This window comes from Pseudogemmobacter hezensis (assembly GCF_013155295.1).
Taxonomy (GTDB): Bacteria; Pseudomonadota; Alphaproteobacteria; order Rhodobacterales; family Rhodobacteraceae; genus Pseudogemmobacter; species Pseudogemmobacter hezensis.
Genome location: NZ_JABJXT010000003.1, coordinates 15,557 through 32,366 on the forward strand (window position 1 = coordinate 15,557; position 16,810 = coordinate 32,366).

At 62.6% G+C, this 16,810-nt stretch carries 14 protein-coding genes; 6 read left to right on the top strand and 8 right to left on the bottom strand.

Going from position 1 to position 16,810, the window contains the following annotated elements:
* The first annotated feature begins 238 nt into the window (after positions 1 to 238).
* Together nudC and HOY34_RS03995 are read left to right on the top strand one after the other, a co-directional pair.
* A complete protein-coding gene (gene nudC / locus HOY34_RS03990; protein WP_172360071.1) occupies positions 239 to 1,195 on the top strand; it encodes an NAD(+) diphosphatase in 957 nt (318 codons plus the stop codon).
* A gap of 303 nt (positions 1,196 to 1,498) precedes the next feature.
* A complete protein-coding gene (locus tag HOY34_RS03995) occupies positions 1,499 to 1,969 on the top strand; it encodes an SRPBCC family protein (RefSeq protein WP_172360073.1) in 471 nt (156 codons plus the stop codon).
* A 127-nt stretch (positions 1,970 to 2,096) separates the two neighbouring features.
* Here HOY34_RS03995 and fnrL read toward each other — a convergent pair whose 3' ends face one another.
* Positions 2,097 to 2,840: a transcriptional regulator FnrL gene (gene fnrL, locus HOY34_RS04000; RefSeq protein ID WP_172360657.1), complete on the bottom strand. Its 744-nt coding sequence runs from the start codon at positions 2,838 to 2,840 to the stop codon at positions 2,097 to 2,099.
* Positions 2,841 to 2,961: 121 nt separating this feature from the next.
* Between fnrL and hemN the strand changes: the two genes are divergently transcribed.
* Positions 2,962 to 4,317: an oxygen-independent coproporphyrinogen III oxidase gene (gene hemN / locus HOY34_RS04005; protein WP_172360075.1), complete on the top strand. Its 1,356-nt coding sequence runs from the start codon at positions 2,962 to 2,964 to the stop codon at positions 4,315 to 4,317.
* Here hemN and HOY34_RS04010 read toward each other — a convergent pair.
* The 6 genes from HOY34_RS04010 to HOY34_RS04035 form a co-directional block, all read right to left on the bottom strand.
* A complete protein-coding gene (locus HOY34_RS04010) occupies positions 4,314 to 5,537 on the bottom strand; it encodes a glycosyltransferase (protein ID WP_172360077.1) in 1,224 nt (407 codons plus the stop codon). The two genes, hemN and HOY34_RS04010, sit on opposite strands and share 4 nt — an antisense overlap.
* Positions 5,538 to 5,541: 4 nt before the next feature.
* Positions 5,542 to 7,134, bottom strand: coding sequence for an ABC transporter ATP-binding protein (locus tag HOY34_RS04015; protein ID WP_172360079.1), 1,593 nt, complete (start codon positions 7,132 to 7,134; stop codon positions 5,542 to 5,544).
* The gene (locus tag HOY34_RS04020) at positions 7,131 to 8,240 is read right to left on the bottom strand and encodes an ABC transporter permease (protein WP_172360081.1); all 1,110 of its coding nucleotides are present in this window, start codon (positions 8,238 to 8,240) and stop codon (positions 7,131 to 7,133) included. Before HOY34_RS04020 ends, HOY34_RS04015 begins: the two co-directional genes overlap by 4 nt.
* On the bottom strand, positions 8,240 to 9,403 hold the full coding sequence (locus HOY34_RS04025) for a microcin C ABC transporter permease YejB (RefSeq protein WP_172360083.1): 1,164 nt from the start codon (positions 9,401 to 9,403) through the stop codon (positions 8,240 to 8,242). The genes HOY34_RS04020 and HOY34_RS04025 overlap by 1 nt, the downstream gene beginning before the upstream one ends.
* Positions 9,404 to 9,468: 65 nt before the next feature.
* Positions 9,469 to 11,508: an extracellular solute-binding protein gene (locus HOY34_RS04030; protein ID WP_253944203.1), complete on the bottom strand. Its 2,040-nt coding sequence runs from the start codon at positions 11,506 to 11,508 to the stop codon at positions 9,469 to 9,471.
* A gap of 263 nt (positions 11,509 to 11,771) precedes the next feature.
* A complete protein-coding gene (locus tag HOY34_RS04035) occupies positions 11,772 to 12,296 on the bottom strand; it encodes a c-type cytochrome (RefSeq protein ID WP_172360085.1) in 525 nt (174 codons plus the stop codon).
* 124 nt (positions 12,297 to 12,420) lie between these two features.
* Here HOY34_RS04035 and HOY34_RS04040 point away from each other — a divergent pair, with 124 nt between their 5' ends.
* A complete protein-coding gene (locus tag HOY34_RS04040; protein WP_172360087.1) occupies positions 12,421 to 13,275 on the top strand; it encodes a prephenate dehydratase in 855 nt (284 codons plus the stop codon).
* Between the two features lie 60 nt (positions 13,276 to 13,335).
* Here HOY34_RS04040 and HOY34_RS04045 read toward each other — a convergent pair whose 3' ends face one another.
* Positions 13,336 to 14,181: a universal stress protein gene (locus HOY34_RS04045; RefSeq protein ID WP_172360089.1), complete on the bottom strand. Its 846-nt coding sequence runs from the start codon at positions 14,179 to 14,181 to the stop codon at positions 13,336 to 13,338.
* 259 nt (positions 14,182 to 14,440) lie between these two features.
* Here HOY34_RS04045 and ccoN point away from each other — a divergent pair, with 259 nt between their 5' ends.
* On the top strand, positions 14,441 to 16,045 hold the full coding sequence (ccoN, locus tag HOY34_RS04050) for a cytochrome-c oxidase, cbb3-type subunit I (RefSeq protein WP_172360091.1): 1,605 nt from the start codon (positions 14,441 to 14,443) through the stop codon (positions 16,043 to 16,045).
* 11 nt (positions 16,046 to 16,056) lie between these two features.
* Entirely contained in the window at positions 16,057 to 16,800 is a 744-nt protein-coding gene (gene ccoO / locus HOY34_RS04055; protein WP_172360093.1) for a cytochrome-c oxidase, cbb3-type subunit II, read from the top strand.
* Positions 16,801 to 16,810 lie beyond the last annotated feature (10 nt).

Genomic DNA, 16,810 nt, shown 5'->3' on the forward strand with positions numbered 1-16,810 from the left:
TTCTTCTTCTGCAGAGTAATAAAATATCATTATCAACCTAAGGTTGTCATGGGTGCAGGGTTCCTGCAAGCATTTACGTGCAGGAACCGTGCTTTATCGGGTGACCGGGGCTTTTCGCAGCCAGGGCGACATGCGAAACCTGTCTGAACAAAGCCGTCCGGCGGGCCCCGCCAAGGCGGTTGCGGCAGCACAGGGCGAAACAGGTCAGGTCCAGGGACCGGCAGCAGCGGAGCAGATCATGCAACAGGCCGATATGGTGACATTTGGCGGCACCGGGCGCGACCGGGGCCATGCCCTTCGCGCAGACCCTGCGGCGCTGGCCGCGCTTTGGGCCGAGGGGCTGATCCTGCCGCTCTGGCGTGGGCTTGTGCTGGCCGATGATCAGTCGCTGGGCTTTGTCAGCGCAGACGCGCGTATTCTGGCGGGGGCAGATGCGGGCGGGGCGGGTCGCGTGTTTCTGGGCCTCTGGCAGGGCAGGGGGGTCTTTGCGACCGACATTTCGGCCTGGCAACCCGAAGAGGGCGTCCCCGGCGAGACGGTATTCGACGCCGGGCGGCAGCCGCATCCGCATGCCCCGGCCGGACGCCAGTTCATCGAGCTACGCCAGATCATGGCAGCGCTTGACCCCGATGAGGCCGAGATGGCGGCCACCGCCCGCGCCTTGCTGGAATGGCATCGCGGCCACCGCTTTTGCGCCAGCTGCGGCCAGCTGTCAGAGCCAGGTGGCGGCGGCTGGCATCGCAAATGCACCTCATGCCAGCGCATGCATTTCCCGCGCACCGATCCGGTGGTGATCATGCTGGTCACCCGTGGCAATGATCTTTTGCTGGGCCGCAGCCCCGGCTGGCCCGAGGGCATGTATTCCACCCTTGCGGGTTTTATCGAGCCGGGCGAGACCGTCGAGGCCGCCGTCCGCCGCGAGGTGCATGAAGAAACCGGGGTCATCTGCGGCCCGGTGCGCTATCTGGCCAGCCAGCCCTGGCCCTTCCCGGCCTCGCTGATGCTGGGCTGCCATACCGAGGCCGAAAGCGAGACGATCACCCTGGATCCGGTCGAGCTGGAAGATGCGCTCTGGGTAAGCCGTGAAGACATGGTCCGGGTGGTCAATGGTACGCATGAGAAGGTGCGCCCGCCCCGGGCAGGCTCGATCGCGCGCTACCTGATCGAGAACTGGCTTGCGGATCGCGGGTATTGATTAGAATGCAGGGGGAATTGCCCTGCGGCTGCCGCCTCTCTGCCCCAAAACCGCACCAAAGCCCTGGCAGTATAACCGGGGCAAGGGGCCAGTAGCGCCAGGCGGGCGCAGGGCGGGTATTGTTGGCCGGGGCTTGGTCGGGGCATTGTCTGTCCGTGCTTTTTGGCATTACCTGTCAAAGGGATCTGTCTTTCGGGGCAGTTTCGGGCGCAGGCATTTGCCAGCAGGCTGCAACTGGGCCGCAGCAGGGGGGCCGCCGCTGAGACGACCGATGGACAGAGTATTGACGGGCAGGGTGTATATATGAATTTTCGCGCGAAGAAGGATATCGAGGCACCGCTTGATTTCGTCTGGCAGCAGCTGACCGATTTCCCGCAATATGAGCGGATGGCCGTGCGGCGCGGTGCCGAGGTTGAGCGCGTCGATCACCTGCGCACGCCTGGTGCAGGCATGGGCTGGCGCATCCGCTTTGCCTATAAGAACAAGCCCCGCAAGGTTTTGCTGCGTGTCGTTGAAATGAGTGTCAATCAGGCGCTGGATTTCGATCTCGACAGCCCCTCGGTTGCAGGCGGGATCCGGGTGGAACTGCTGGAACTGTCGCCCCGGCTGACACGGATTTCGCTTGCTGCTGAGATACGGCCAAAGACCCTGGCGGCCAGGCTGCTGATCCAGTCGCTGCGGCTGGTTAAAGGGCGCACGCAGCGGCGGCTGGATGGGCAGATGAACAAACTGGCCCAGCTGATCGAACAGCGCCTGCGCAACGGCGCGGGCTGAGCCTGCTATGGGCCTGCGAGGGGCGCGGGGCTGTCACGCCTTTTCATGGCGGTTTTTCATGGCCGCCCGGCTATCGGCCTGCCCGGCTGGGGCCGCCCGGCTATGGGTCTGCGAGGGGCGCGGGCGTTCAGGCCGGAATGCCGCCGTCTGAATCGTCGCCCGCCTCTTCCAGTAGGCGGCGGTAATCCGGGATTTCGATCAGGCGCTTGCCGTGCAGGCGGATCACCCCGTCACGCTTCAGCGCTGAGATCTGGCGGCTGACGGTTTCCAGCGTCAGCCCCAGGTAATCGGCCATCTCTTCGCGGGTCAGCGGCAGCTCGACCGAGGCTTTTCCGGCCGTCTCGCGCAGGTTGAGCGAGGCATCGCGCCGCGCGACAATCGCCAGCAGCGAGGCGATCTTTTCCCGCGCCGTTTTACGCCCCAAAAGCAGCATCCATTCACGGGCTGCGTCCAGCTCGTCCAGGGTCATTTCCAGCAGACGCTGCGCGACATGCGGCGTTTTGATCAGCATCTCTTCAAAGGGTTTGCGGCGGAAACAGCACATCACCAGATCGGTGGTCGCGGTCACGTCATAGGTGGCAATCGCCCGCCCCGGTCGGCCCACGAAATCCGAGGGCAGCAATAGCCCGACCATCTGGCGGCGCCCGTCTTCCAGCGTCTGGGTCAGGGTGGCGATCCCCGAGATCACCGAAGCCACGAAATCCATCCGGTCGCCCGACCAGATCACCGTCTGGCCGGCCTCAAAGCGGCGATAATATTTCAGCTTTTCCAGCGTCTCCAGCTCTTCGCTGTCGCAACGCGCACAAACCGCCCGGTGGCGGATCGGACAACCGCCGCATTCCATATGCGGCACCAGTCTGTCCTGCAGCATCGCGTCCACAGCGGTCTCCTCTTTGCTGGCTTCTGCCCCAGGGACGGGCCGTTGGATCTGGCGTGCAGCCCATTGATCTGCGTCAAGGCAGGCCCGGTGCTGTCTGGCTAAGGGTAGTTGTATGAATACAAATGCGCAACTCGAACGGCTGGGGCTATTTGACGCCAAAGTGCCCCGCTATACCTCTTACCCGACGGCCCCCCATTTCAATGAGGGCGTCGGGGCGGGCCAGTTCACCTCCTGGCTGGGGCAGATCCCCGAGGGGGCGCAGATATCCCTTTACCTGCACGTGCCTTTCTGCCGCAGGTTGTGCTGGTTCTGTGCCTGCCGCACGCAGGGCACCCAATCGGAAGATCCGGTGATCGCCTACGCACAGACCCTGCGCGATGAGATCGCTCTGCTTAAGCGGTATCTGCCGAAAAACATTACACTTTCCAGGCTGCATTGGGGCGGCGGCACGCCCACGCTTTTGCCCCCGGATGAGATCCTGCGCCTGACGGATGCGATCTTCCAGGTAACACCCATGGCCGAGGGGGCCGAGTTCTCGGTCGAGATCGACCCCAATGAGGCCGATGACGCCCGCCTTGATGCCCTGGCGCGGGCGGGGATGAACCGGGCCTCGATCGGGGTCCAGGACTTCGATCCTGAGATCCAGAAAGCCATCGGCCGCGACCAGAGTTATGAGCTGACGCGCCGCATATCCGAGGGTCTGCGCGAGCGCGGTATCACCAGTCTGAACGCCGATATCCTTTATGGGCTGCCCTTTCAGGACCAAAGCCGAATCGCTGATTCGGTGCAAAAGCTGCTTTCGCTCTCGCCGGATCGGGTGGCGCTTTACGGCTACGCGCATGTGCCCTGGATGAGCCGTCGCCAGCAGCTGATCCCATCCGACAGCCTGCCGACGCCGCAAGAGCGGCTGGCGCTTTATGAGACGGCGCGGGCGCTTTTCGCCGCCGATGGCTATGATCAGATCGGCATCGACCATTTCGCCCTGCCCTCAGATGGGCTGTCAAAAGCCTGGAGGGCGGGGCAGCTGCGGCGCAATTTCCAGGGCTATACCGATGACCGCGCGGTGGCGCTGGTTGGGCTGGGGGCTTCGTCGATCTCGCGCTTTCCCCAGGGCTATGCGCAAAACGCGCCCGCCACCGCCGCCTATACAAAGGCGATTCGTGAGGGGCGGTTCTCAGTCGCCAAAGGCCATGCTTTCGCGGGCGAAGACCTGTTGCGCGCCCGGATCATCGAGGCGCTGATGTGCGATTTCCGCGTCTCTGCCGCAGAGTTGCAGCAAAGTTTTGGCAACACGCCCGCGCAAATCGCCAGCCTGTTCCAGGCGGCCCGCGCCCGCTTTGGCGAAATGGCAGAGCTGCGCAATGGCGACCTGGTCATCCCGCCGATGGGCCGCCCGCTGACCCGGATGATTGCGCGGTTCTTTGATGAATATGACAGCGCCAAAGCGCAGCATTCGGCGGCGGTCTAAGGCACCATACCTTCCACCAGCGCGACCTGGGCGGGCAGACAGACCCGCTTCAGGTCGTATTTTTCCAACACCTGGGCACGGGCGCGGGCGCGGATCGCGTCAAAGCGCTCTGGCTCGGCCAGGCATTCGGCCAGCTGTCGCGCCCAGGCGTTTTGGTCAAAGAAATCAACCAGCAGCCCGGTCTCGCCATGGCGGATCATCTCTTCGACGGGCGCTGTGCGCGAGCCGATCACCAGCGCCCCCGCCGCCATCGCCTCGACCATCGACCAGGACAGCACGAAAGGATAGGTCAGATAGGCATGCGCCCGGCTGACCTGCATCAGGCTGAGATAGTCGTGATAGGGCAGCTTGCCGGTGAAATGCACCCGGCTGAGGTCAAGCTGGTCGCGCACCTCGTTGAGGATGCGGTCTTTCCAGCCCTTTTCGCCCTTTGGGGCCGCGCCATAGCTGACCTCATTGCCGCCAACCAGCACCACCTGGGCCTCTGGCCGCTCGCGCATCAGCTGCGGCAGCATCCGCATGAAAACATGATAGCCGCGATAGGGCTCCAGGTTGCGGTTCACGAATGTCAGAACCTCATCCCCCGCCTTTAGCACCTGGCCCGAGGGCAGCGTGAACTGCGCCGTCGGGTCGGGGCGGACGGCATCGGTATCAACGCCGTCAAAGATCACATCGACCATGCCGCGCAGCACGGGCGGCAGCGTCGAGGCCTGCCACTGCGTCGGCGCAAGCCCGCGATCTGCGTGCAGCAGCGCCTGCCCCAGATGGGCGGCGCGGCCCTGCGCGATCATCACCTGGTCGATGCTGGGGGGCGAGAATTCGGGGTCGAACCCCACATCCTGGCCGAGGCCGCGATAGTAGAATTCGGAATAGACCAGCAGCTTTGCCTCGGGCCAGACCTCTTTCAGAAAGAGTGTCTCGCCCCAGCCGGAATGGCCGATGATCAGATCGGGGCTGAAGCCCTCGCGGTCGCGGATGGTCAGGGCCGCGCGGGCGGCAACCACGCCGCGATCTGAATTGACGGTGTAATTGCGGCCCAGCCGGGTCACCGCCGGGTCGACGATGGCGGGCTGGAACTTATAGCGCCAGGTTTTCAGCGCGGTCTGGCGTTGGTTCACCTGATCGGTCAGCACCCGGCAGTCATGGCCGCGCCGCATCAGCTCGGGTGCGAGATGGGGGAACTGGCCGGGGAAATTCTGATGAACAAACAGGATTTTCAAACCGTCATGCCCCTTTCACGCCAAAGGCCGCCTGCATCAGGGCGCGGGTGTAGTCGGTTTCGGGCGCTTCAAAGATCTGACGGGTCTCACCCGCCTCGATTACATCGCCCGCCCGCATCACCAGCACCTTATGCGACATGGCGCGGATGACGCGCAGGTCATGGCTGATGAAGATATAGGCCAGCCCCCATTTGCGCTGCAGATTGCGCAAAAGTTCAACGATCTGCACCTGGACCGTCATGTCCAGCGCCGAGGTCGGCTCGTCCAGCACCACCAGTTTCGGGCGCAGGATCATCGCGCGGGCAATGGCGATGCGCTGCCGCTGGCCGCCGGAAAACTCATGCGGGTAGCGGGTCATCATCGCCGGATCCAGCCCGACCTCTTGCATGATATCGGCCACCATCTCATCGCGGTTGCGACCAGGCTCCAGCCCGTGGACGCCCAGGCCCTCGGCGATGATCTGCGCGGCGGTCATCCGGGGCGACAGGCTGCCGAACGGGTCCTGGAAGACGATCTGCATATCGCGGCGCAGATCGCGCAGGGCCGCGCCTTTCAGCCCCGAGATATCGCGCCCCATGAAGCTGACCGCCCCTTCAGAGCCGATCAGCCGCATCAGCGCCAGCGCCAGCGTCGTCTTGCCAGAGCCGCTTTCGCCGACAATGCCCAGGGTCTCGCCGGCGCGCACGCTGATCGTTGCGCTGTTGACCGCCTTCACATGGCCGACCACGCGTTTGAAAAACCCTTTGGTGATCGGAAACCAGACCTTCAGCTGGTCGGCCGCTACTACCTGGGGCGCGGCCTGTGGCACCGGATCGGGGCTGCCCACCGCCTCGGCGGCCAGCAGCTTTTTCGTATAGGGGTGCTGGGGGTTGGCGAAAACCTCTCGTGCGGGGCCCTGTTCAACGATCACCCCGTTTTGCATGACGCAGACCCGGTCGGCGATACGGCGCACGATGTTCAGATCATGGGTGATGAACAGCAGGCTGAGGCCCTCGGATCGTTTCAGATCGGCCAGCAGCTCAAGGATCTGGGCCTGGATCGTCACATCCAGCGCGGTTGTCGGCTCATCCGCGATCAGCAGTTCCGGCCCATTGGCCAGCGCCATGGCGATCATCACCCGTTGGCGCTGCCCGCCCGACAGCTGATGCGGCCAGGCGTCCAGCCGGCTTTCGGGGTCGCGGATGCCGACCTTTGTCAGCAGTTCAACCACCCGCGCCCGCGCTTTGGCGCCGCGCAGGCCCTGATGCAACTCAAGGCTTTCGGTGATCTGCCGCCCGATGGTGTGCAGCGGGTTCAGAGAGGTCATCGGCTCCTGGAAGATGAAGCTGATATCATCGCCGCGCATCCGGCGCAGATCGGCCTCGGGCAGTTTGGCGATGTCGCGGCCCTGCCAGGAGATGGTGCCAGAGACGGTGGCGTTATCGGCCAAAAGCCGCACCGTCGACAGCGCCGTGACCGATTTCCCCGATCCGCTTTCGCCGACCAGCGCCACCGTCTCGCCGCGGGCGACAGAGAAAGAGACACCCTTCACCGCCTCGATCAGCCGCCCGTCCTGGGCAAAGCTGACGCGCAGATCCTTTACCTCAAGCTGGTTCATCTGAAGGTCTTTCTGGGGTCGAATGCGTCGCGGATGCCCTCAAAGATGAAGATCAAAAGCGTAAGCATGATGGCAAAGGTGAAAAAGGCGACAAAGGCCAGGTGGGGGGCATGCAGATTGCCCTGGGCCTGGCGCGACAGTTGCCCCAGCGAGGGCGCGGACAGCGGCAGGCCAAAGCCCAGATAGTCCAGCATCGCCAGCGAGCCGATCGCGCCCGTCACCATGAAGGGCAGCATGGTCAGCGTGGCGACCATCGCATTCGGGAGCATATGGCGGAACATGATCTGGATATCGGGCACGCCGAGGGCTTTGGCCGCGCGGATATATTCGAAATTCCGCGCCCGCAGAAACTCGGCCCGGACCACGCCGACCAGCGCCGTCCAGCCAAACAGTACCAAAAGCGCCACCATCAGCCAGAAACTCTTGGCCCAGATCGCGGTCAGGATGATGATCACATAGATCGAGGGGATCGAGCCCCACAGCTCGATCACCCTTTGGAACACCAGATCCGTCTTGCCGCCGAAATAGCCCTGGATCGCGCCTGCCGCGATGCCGAAAACCGCGTTCAGCGCGGTGACGATCAGCGCGAAAGTGACCGAAAGGCGAAAGCCGTAGATCACCCGCGCCAGCACATCGCGTGAGGCCTCATCCGTGCCCAGCCAGTTCTGGGCTGAGGGGGCACCGGGCGCGCGCCCGCCGGTATTGACGATGGTGTTATAGCTGTAGGGGATCGGCGGCCAGAGGATCCAGCCCGGCTCGATCTCTTCGCCAAGGGCGGTGCCATCGGCCTTGATCTCGGCGATCAGGGTCTCGGCCTCATAGAAGCATTCCTCATTGCCGCCCGACAGGATCAGACATTCCACATCGGGCAGGGTGTAATTGGCCTCGGTCCGCAGATCGCCGCCGAAGGCCCGCTCGGGGTAGAATTTCAGGAAGGGCGTGTAATAGCTGCCCTGATAGCGCACCAGGATCGGGCGGTCATTGGCGATCAGCTCTGCCCCCAGCGACAGGATATACAGCACCGAAAAGAGGATCAGCGACCACCAGGCCCGCTTATTCGCCTTGAAATTGCGCCAGCGGCGCTGGTTCAGCGCGGAAAGTGCCATCAGCCCGCCCTCTTTTCAAAATCAATGCGCGGATCGACCAGCACATACATGATATCCGACAGGATCCCGACCACGAGGCCGATCAGCCCGAACGCAAACAGCGTGCCGAACATCACCGCATAATCGCGCTCAAGCGCGGCGCGATAGCCCAGAAGCCCCAGTCCATCGAGGGTGAAGATCATCTCGATGATCAGCGAAGAGCCGAAGAATACCCCCAGAAACAGCGCCGGAAAGCCCGCGATCACGATCAGCATCGCATTGCGGAACACATGGCCGTAAAGCACCCGGCTTTCCGACAGACCCTTGGCGCGGGCCGTCATCACATATTGCTTGCGGATCTCATCCAGGAAGCTGTTTTTCGTCAAAAGCGTCAGCGTGGCAAAGCTGGCGATCAGCTGCGCGGTGACGGGCAGGGTGATGTGCCAGAGGTAGTCTTTCACCTTGCCGAACCAGGACAGGCTGTCGAAATTGTCAGAGGTCAGGCCGCGCAGCGGGAACCACTGCCAATAGCTGCCGCCCGCAAACAGCACCATCAATAGGATCGCAAAGAGAAAGCCTGGAATCGAATAAGCCGCGATGATGATGCCAGAGGTCCAGGTGTCAAACGCCGTGCCATCCTTCATCGCCTTGCGGATGCCCAGCGGGATCGAGATCAGATAGGCGATCAGCGTTGACCACAGGCCCAGGGTGATCGAGACCGGCATCTTCTCGATGATCAGATCCACGACCGAGATCTTGCGGAAATAGCTTTCGCCGAAATCGAGGCGGGCATAGTTCCACATCATGGTGCCGAAACGCTCCCAGAAGGGGATCATTTCCTTGTGGCATTCGGCGTTGCGGATGTCGGGCTTGCCGGTGAACCCGTCGGCGCAGATGATGCGGGCAAAGCCGAATTGCGCCTCCAGCTGGGCGCGGTATTCGGGCGAAAGGCCACGTGCGCCGGTATAATTGCCGTCGCCCTGGCCGCCTGCGGGGCCGCCCGTTCCGGCATCAGCGCCGCCGCCGGTGATCGCGGCGACGGAATCGCCCGATCCCTGCAGCCGCGCCTCGATCTGCTCCAGCGGGCCGCCTGGCACCACATTGGTCAGCGCGAAGTTGATCAGCATGATGCCGAACAGCGTCGGGATCACCAGAAAAAGCCGTCGAAGAATATAGGCGCCCAAAGTGGTCTGCCTCTGTCGTGAAGAGTGTTTCGGTCGTCAGGTTTGTGCGGTCGTGAAGGGCGGGGTTACTGGCGCAGCGCGCCGCTGGCTTTCAGCGCCGCCTCTTTTTCCGGGTTGACCCACCACCAGCTCAGCTCGCCGGTGGCATAGGGCGGCAGCTCGGCGGGGTGCTCATACATGTCGTAATAGGCGGCCCAGGTTCCGGGCTTGTGCCACATCGGGATGCGGAATTTCTTTGCCCGCAGCACCCGGTCCATCGCGTGAACCGAGGTGGTGATCTCGTCATGGGAATCTGCCGCCATGATCACCTCGATCAGCCGATCCACCGCCGGATCCTTCAGCCCGGCCAGATTGCGCACCGAGACATCCGCCTCGGTCGAGCCAAGCCATTGTTTCAGTTCGGATCCCGGGAAGTAGCCGAACATGAAGAAGGTGCTGGTCACGTCGAAATCATATTCCGGGTTGCGGGTGCGCACCTCATATTGCGCGGAATCGATGATATTGAGGCTGGCATCAATCCCGGCTGCCCGCAGGTTCTCGACCAAAGGCGCGATCACCTTGTCGAGGCCGGGGCCATCATCGAGGATTTCCAGCTTCAGCACCTCGCCTTTGGCATTGCGGCGAATGCCATCTGCGCCAGGCTCCCATCCGGCGGCGTCCAGCAGGTCTGAGGCCCGGCGCAGCGCGGCGCGGTCCATCTGCCGTTCGGCACGCGAGACGGGCTGGCTATAGGGGGCGTCGGTCAGGATCGCGGCGTCCAGCAGGCCCTCATCGACCAGGGGCTGCAGGATCGCCAGCTCTTCCGCCGAGGGCGCACCCTCGGCCGCCAGCCAGGAGTTTTCCCAGAAGGAGTTGATCCGGCTGTAGCTGTCATAAAACAGCGTGCTGTTGCTCCATTCGTAATTGAACAGGATCGAGACCGCCTCGCGCACGCGGGGATCCTGCCATTTCTCACGCCGCAGGTTGAAGACCCATGACTGGCCGTTCGAGACGCCCTCTTTCGGCAATTCTTCCAGTTTGACCGCGCCGCTGGTCACGGCGGCGAAATTGTAGCCTTCGGCCCATTGGCGGGCGATATTCTCCTGGCGGAAGGTATAGGCGCCGCCCTTGAACCCCTCAAATGCGGCGTTGGATTCGCCGAAATATTCGTAGCGGATCACATCGTAATTGTTCATGCCCTTGCCGAAAGGCAGATCCTGGGCCCAGTAATCGGGGTTGCGCCGATAGGCGACCCAGGTCGGGCTGGTCAGCGGCTGCGGCACATAGGCCCCGGTGCCCAGGAAAGGCGTCAGCGAGCTTTCCTCAAGATCCATGCCCTTCGCCTCGTAATCGGCTTTTGACAGCACGGGCAGGCCGCCCACCATCGCGGGCAGATCGCGGGTCGGCACGCCCTCGCGGAAGGTGAACTTCACCCGCAGCGGATCCAGCACCTCGACCTTCTCGACCTGAGCCTCAAGCTGGGGGCGGAATTCGGCCAGACCCTTGGTCAGGAAGATATTGTAGGAGAAAGCCACATCCTCGGCCGTCATCGGCGAGCCGTCGGAAAAGCGCACATCATCACGAAGATTGAAAATCACCCAGGCGCGGTCTTCGGGATATTCCAGCGTGGTGCACATAAAGCAGTAAGAGGTACCGATCTCATCGGCAGTGCCGGTCAGGATGGTTTCCAGCATGATCGAGGCCCCCTGGGCCGCGCGTCCCTTGACCGAGAAGGGGTTCATCGAATCGTAGCCATCCAGCACCGCCTGCAGGCTGATCTGGCCCCCCTTGGGCGCATCGGGGTTCACATAGGGCAGATGGGTCATGTCTGCGGCATGTTTCAGCGGGTCGGCGTTGAATGTGGCGATCCCATGCGAGACGATGACGGCTTCTGAGACGGCTTCTGCGCCACCTTCCGCGGCCCCGGTGGTTTCAGCCCGCAGCGGGGCGGCGGCCAGCAGGCACAGTGCAAAGCCGCCCGTCAAAAGCGCGCCCGCCGTCAGCGCATTGCGCATGGGCCGGGTGGCGCACTCTGGCTGCAGGGCGATCTGCCGCACCTCTGACCGGGGCATCTCTGCAACCCTGATCCGGTTCATTGCACCATCGCGCTTTGCCGCAGCCACCATTCGATCCCCCGGTTTTTGTCCCTAGTGGGTTTTGATGCTAAAGCCATGCGCGCCGGGGGGAAAGGCGCGAATGCGTGACCTTTGCGCGATGAACGCAAAAAGGCCGCGCAAAACGGGCGCGGCCTGATCAATATTTTCGCTTTTGCCTGGGGTCTCAGCCCCTTGCGCCGCCATCGCGCGCGATCAGCAATCCAGGGATGTGAGGGAGTGCCCTCTTCCCGTGCTGCCTGCATCCGCTGGCGGCGCGATCGCCGGATCCGCGATTACTGGATCGTTGCGAGATAGGCGATCAGGTTGATACGCTCATCTTGCTTGGGCAGGCCAGCGAAGGACATTTTGGTATTCGCGGCAAAGCTTTTCGGAGCCCGCAGGAAGTGGTCCAGGTTTTCCACCGTCCAGGGCGTCCCCGCATGTTCAGCCATGGTGGTGGAATAGCCAAATCCGCCAACGCTGGCGATCGGGCGCTCAACCACGCCGTTCAGGTGGGGGCCCGTGCCGTCAACGCCGTCCAGCTTGTGGCAGGCTTTGCACTTGTTGAATACTTTCTCACCCTTGGCCGGATCTGCCGCAGCCATCAGGGCAACGTAATCGACGGCCTCTTCAGGCTCGTCGCTGGCAGCTGCCGCGCCGGTGTCGATTGTATAGGCCTGCGCCACCTCTTCGCCATGGCCGCCGCCATGCGGAGTGGTGTCATAAAGCGCAGACGCAGCCCAGCCGCCCAGCATCAGCACCAGAAGTGCCCCGCATACAGCCCCGGTCGCCTTGGTCATCGTCATTGTGTCGAACATGTCGAACGCATCCCTTGGTCGTCTCATCGGCTATTACCCGCTTCCCTGCCTGTCTTGCAAGGTGTAGGAGCGCGACCAATCGCCTCTGAGGCGCGAAACCCGCGATTTTTCAGGAGTTCATGCCATGTCCGCCACGCCCAAAGGCCCGGTTTCCGGTCTGATCGCCTTCCAGGGAGAGCCTGGCGCCTATTCGCATCAGGCCTGCGCCCAATCGCGCCCCGGCATGGATGTGCTGCCCTGCGGCACTTTCGAAGAGGTGGTCGAATCTGTCCGTGACGGGCGGGCAGAGCTGGGAATGCTGGCGGTTGAGAACTCTACCTATGGGCGTGTGGCCGATGTGCACAGCCTGCTGCCCAATTCCGGCCTGCATATCATCGACGAGACTTTCGTGCGGGTGCATGTGAACCTTCTGGGGGCCAGGGGCGCGAAGGTGGAAGACGTGCGCGAGGCGCATGGCCATGTGGTAATCCTGCCGCAATGCGCGGGATTTCTGAAAAAGCACAATATCCGGGGCGTGATCAGCTCGGACAACGCCAAAGCCGCCCGTGAGGCCGCCGAGGCCAATGACCCCGCCCACGCCGCCCTTGCCAGTGAGCTGGCGGCGGGGATCTACGGGCTGGACGTGCTGGCCCGCCACATTGAGGATCACGCGAACAACACCACCCGCTTTCTGGTGATGAGCCGCGAGCCTGACCATTCGCGCCGTTCTGAGAAAATGGTCACGACCTTCACCTTCCAGGTCAGGAACATCCCGGCGGCGCTTTACAAAGCGCTTGGCGGTTTTGCCACCAATGGCGTGAACATGACCAAGCTGGAAAGCTATATGGTCGGCGGCCATTTCACCGCGACCGCCTTCTACGCCGATGTCGAGGGCCATCCCGAAGACCCGGCCCTGGCCCGCGCCCTGGAAGAGCTGGGCTATTTCACCACCGAGCTGAATATCCTGGGCGTCTATCCGGCCGCAGGCGAGCGGCGGTAAATGCGCTAAATACAACGCGGGCGGCCCTGCGCCGCCCGCCTGATTTGTTCTTGCCCGCGCTTAATGCGCCATGAAAACAGGCACTTCGGCCCCTTCCAGCATATTGCGGGTCGCGCCGCCCAGAAGCGCCTCACGAAAGCGCGAATGGCCGTAGGCCCCCATCACCATCATATCGGCACCGATGTCCTGGCATTGCCGCGCCAGCACCTCAGAGACGCGGGGCAGGGTTTTCGCCAGCACCGAGACCTCGGCCCGCACGCCGTGGCGCACCAGCAGCTGGCACAGATTGCCACCGGGGTCAGAGCGTTCGGTGCCATAGGCCGAAGGATCGACCACGGTGATCACCACCTGCTCGGCGCGTTTCAGGAAGGGCAGGGCGCGGCGGGCGGCGACCATCGCCTCGCGGCTTTGGTTCCAGGCCAGCACGATCCGTTTCGGGGCCGGGTTGACCGCGCCTTTTTCCGGCAGCACCAGCACCGGGGCCATGCCCTCAAAGAGGGCGGCCTCAAGCACGGCCTCGGCCTCGGTGCCGCGCCCCTCACCATAGGGCTGGGGCAGGACCACCAGGTCGCTGTAGCGGGCGCGGCCACCGACCAGCTCGCTTAGCGCACCCAGCTGGCAGACTGCCGAATCAAGCGACCAGCGCAGATCCTGGCCCTGTTTTGCCAGGGCGGCCCGCAGCGCCTTTTCATGGCCTGCGGCCTCTTCGCCGGCGCGCTCCATGGCGATTTGCATGATCACCGCGCCGGTGCCGACATAGGCATAGCCCAGCTGCGAGCGGTCAATCCCAAGCGCCAGCGTCTCAAGATGGGCGTCCATTTCCTGGGCGATGGCGGCGCTGGCATCGACGGCGCGGGCAAGCCCGGCCTCGGAACTGGCAATGGTAAGCAATGATTTATAGGCCATTTTCCGTCTCCTGCATGATGTCCGGGATGGGCGTCTTATGGGTCTTGCTGCAACCCAGGGTAACGGTGCCTGTCGCGGCTGGCTTTGACAAAGGTCAAATCAGCGGGGCGTGGCTGCGACAGATCAGCCGGGGGACTTGTTGACGCAGATCAAGGCGCTGTGATCGTGACTATAGGACAAGGCGTTGAAACCGGGAGTCCGTCCAGAGGCACGAATCGCCTCTGGCGCGGTCCCGGACTATAAGACGAGGGAACGCCTTATGTGGGATTACGTCAAACTGATCGCGCTTGGCGCGATTGCGGTCCTGGCCGCAATCGCCGCCAATTTTGCGCGTGATCTGGCCTATCAGGTCAATGCGATCACTGTCATGCTGGCCGCTGCCATCACCTTTATCGTGGTGCTGCGCGGTGCGGGTGAGCCGAAAATCATCAATAAAAACGAGTATCTGGATGGCGTGGTCCGCGCCGGCGTGATCGCCACCGCCTTTTGGGGCGTGGTGGGCTTTCTGGTCGGCGTGGTTATCGCCAGCCAGCTGGCCTGGCCCTGGCTGAATTTTGAATTTCTTCAGGGGATCGGCAATTTCGGGCGTCTGCGCCCGCTGCATACCTCTGCCGTGATCTTTGCCTTTGGCGGCAATGCGCTGATCTGCACCGCGTTCTACGTCGTGCAGCGCACCTGCGCCACGCGGCTGTGGGGCGGCAATCTGGCCTGGTTCGTCTTCTGGGGCTGGAACCTGATGATCATCCTGGCGGCAACCTCTTATGTTCTCGGTGGCAGCCAGGGCAAAGAATACGCGGAACCCGCCTGGCATATCGACATCTGGATCACCATCGTCTGGGTCGCCTTCCTGGCGGTTTACGCAGGCACGGTGATGAACCGCAAAGAACCGCATATCTATGTGGCGAACTGGTTTTACCTGTCGTTCATCATCACCATCGCCATGCTGCATCTGATCAACAATATGGCGGTGCCGATCTCGATCTTCGGCTCGCATTCGGTGCAGGTCACCGGCGGCGTGCAGGATGCGATGATCCAGTGGTGGTATGGCCATAACGCGGTGGGCTTCTTCCTGACCGCAGGCTTCCTGGGTATGATGTATTACTTCGTGCCGAAACAGGCCGAGCGTCCGGTCTATAGCTACAAGCTCTCGATCATCCACTTCTGGGCGCTGATCTTCCTTTATATCTGGGCCGGTCCGCACCACCTGCATTACACCGCGCTGCCGGAATGGGCCTCGACCCTTGGCATGGTCTTCTCGATCATCCTGTGGATGCCCAGCTGGGGCGGCATGATCAACGGGTTGATGACGCTGTCGGGTGCCTGGGACAAGCTGCGCACCGACCCGGTGCTGCGGATGATGGTTGTCGCCATCGGCTTTTACGGCATGGCCACCTTTGAAGGCCCGATGATGTCGATCAAGGCCGTCAACTCGCTGTCGCATTACACCGACTGGACCATCGGTCACGTTCATTCCGGCGCGCTTGGCTGGAACGGCATGATCACTTTCGGCGCGCTTTACTATCTGACGCCGAAGCTGTGGAACCGTGCGGGCCTTTACAGCCTGAGCCTTGTCTCCTGGCACTTCTGGCTGGCGACGATCGGGATCGTCCTTTACGCCTCGGCGCTTTGGGTCTCGGGGATCATGGAGGGCCTGATGTGGCGCGAAGTCGACGCCAATGGCTTCCTCGTCAACGCATTCGCCGACACCGTGGGCGCGAAATATCCGATGAACGTTGTGCGCACGATTGGCGGCCTTCTCTACATGAGCGGCGCGATCATCATGTGCTATAACCTCTGGATGACCGTGCGCGGCCAGGAAGCGAAAGCACCTGTCAATGCCAACAACGCCATTCCGGCCGAGTGAGCGAGGGTCAAATGTCCATTCTCGACAAACATAAGAAAATCGAAACCCATGCTACGCTGTTGATGGTGCTGGCCTTTCTGGTCGTTACCATCGGGGGCCTCGTGCAGATCGTGCCGCTCTTCTATCTGGAGAACACGATTGAAAAGGTGGAAGGGGTGCGCCCCTACACGCCTTTGGAACTGGCAGGTGCGCAGGTCTATAAGAACGAGGGCTGCTATGGCTGTCACAGCCAGATGATCCGCCCGATGCGCGATGAGGTCACCCGCTACGGGCACTATTCGCTGGCGGCAGAGTCGGTCTATGACAAGCCGTTCCAATGGGGCTCGAAACGCACCGGGCCGGATCTGGCGCGGGTCGGCGGGCGCTATTCGGACGAATGGCATGTGGATCACTTCACCGACGCCAAACAGGTGGTGCCCGAAAGCCTGATGCCGCCCTATGGCTTCCTGAAAAACAAGGTGATCGACGGGAAGTTCATCGCAGATTCGCTGAAGGCCAGCCGTATCGTCGGCATCCCCTATACCGACGAGATGATCGAGAACGCTCAGGCCGATTTCCTGGCCCAGGCGAACCCGGATGCCGATAGCTCGGGCCTCGAAGAGCGTTACGGCGAGGCCGCTTTTGGTCGCGCGGTGAATGTCAGGAACTTCGACGGCTCGCCGAAGATCACCGAGATGGATGCGCTGATCGCCTATATGCAGGTTCTGGGCACGATGGTCGATTTCTCGACCTTCACCCCTGATCCGCTGCGCTGAGGAGGAAAGA